1 protein-coding gene is annotated in these 1,512 nt (G+C 78.8%); it reads left to right on the top strand.

Annotated features, from left to right (window positions below):
• The coding region (locus GTR00_RS20605; protein ID WP_166613393.1) for a penicillin-binding transpeptidase domain-containing protein at positions 1-1,512 on the top strand (1,512 nt) is incomplete at both ends.

The raw sequence follows: 1,512 nt of genomic DNA, 5'->3' as shown, positions 1-1,512 counted from the left end.
GGCGAGCTCCCGCGACGACGGCGCCGACGGCGCCCGCCGCCTCGCCCGCGACGTCGCCGACGGCTGGGCCGCCGGCACGTGGGACGCCGCGCTCTTCGAGCCCGCCGCCGGGCAGCTGCCCGCCGACCTCGGTCAGGAGTACGCGCGCCTGGCCGGTGCCCTGGCCGCCGCCCCGCCCGCCGTGAGCGTCGCCTCGGTGGACACCGAGCGGGCCGGCGAGGGCGCCGCGCAGGCCGCCCTGGACGTCTCCTTCGACCTCGCCGCCGCCCACGGCGCCGCCGGGGGCACCGCGCTGGCGTACACGACGACCCTGCGGCTGCGGCGCGGGGAGGACGAGCGCTGGCGCGCGCTGTGGGAGCCGGCGCTGGTGCACCCCGCCCTCGCCGACGGCGCCACCCTGGTGCTCGAGCGCACCCAGCCCCAGCGCGCCGAGGTCCTCGGCCGCGACGGCGAGCCCGTCGTGCGCGAGACCGACGTGGTGCAGGTCGGCGTGCAGCCCTCGCGCACCACCGACCCGCGGGCGACCGCCGACGCGCTGGCCGCCGCCCTCGACGTCGACGCCGCCGCCCTGGCCACCCGCGTCGAGCAGGCCTCCCCCGACGCCTTCGTGGACGTCATCACCCTGCGGCGCACCGACTACGACGCCCTGCGCGACCAGCTGCAGCCGGTCCCCGGCGCCGTCTTCCGGCAGTCGACCCTGCCGCTGGCGCCCACCCGCGCGTTCGCGCGCGCCCTGCTGGGCGGCGTGGGGCAGGTCACCGCCGAGAAGGTCGAGCAGTCCGGCGGCCGCTACGCCGCCGGTGACGTCGCGGGCCTGTCGGGCCTGCAGGCCGACTACGACGAGCGCCTCGCCGGGCGCGTCGGCGTCGTGGTGCGCACCGACGGCGGTACCGGCGCGCCGCAGGAGCTGCTGTCCGCGCCCCCCGTGCCGGGCGGGGCCGTGCGCACCAGCCTGGACGCCGACCTGCAGCAGGCCGCCGACGACGTCTTGGACACCGCCCCCTCCGCGGCCGCGCTCGTCGCGGTGGACACCACCACCGGTGAGGTCCTGGCGGTGGCGAACTCCCCGGCCGACGGGGGCGACCTGGCGCTGACGGGCCGCTACCCGCCGGGCTCGACGTTCAAGGTCGTCACCACCACGGCGCTGCTGTCCGGCGGGCTGGACCCGGAGGAGACGGTGACGTGCTCGCCGACGTTCACCGTGGAGGGCCGCTCGTTCCGCAACTTCGAGGGCGAGGCGTTCGGCGACGTGCCCTTCCGCACCGACTTCGCGCAGTCGTGCAACACCGCCTTCGCCTCGCTGAGCTCCCGGCTGGGCGACGACGCGCTGCCCGCCACCGCCGCCCAGCTCGGCGTGGGCGTCGAGTGGGCCACGGGCGTGGACGCCTTCGCCGGCGACGTGCCCGCCGCGGAGTCCGCCGTGGACCTGGCCGCGGCCAGCTTCGGGCAGGGCCGCACCCTGGTCAGCCCCCTGGCGATGGCGGTGGTCGCGGCCTCCGTGGCGGCCGGGGC

It is taken from the genome of Kineococcus indalonis (genome assembly GCF_009906395.1).
Taxonomy (GTDB): domain Bacteria; phylum Actinomycetota; class Actinomycetes; order Actinomycetales; family Kineococcaceae; genus Kineococcus; species Kineococcus indalonis.
This window is presented reverse-complemented; position numbering and strand designations above follow the sequence as displayed.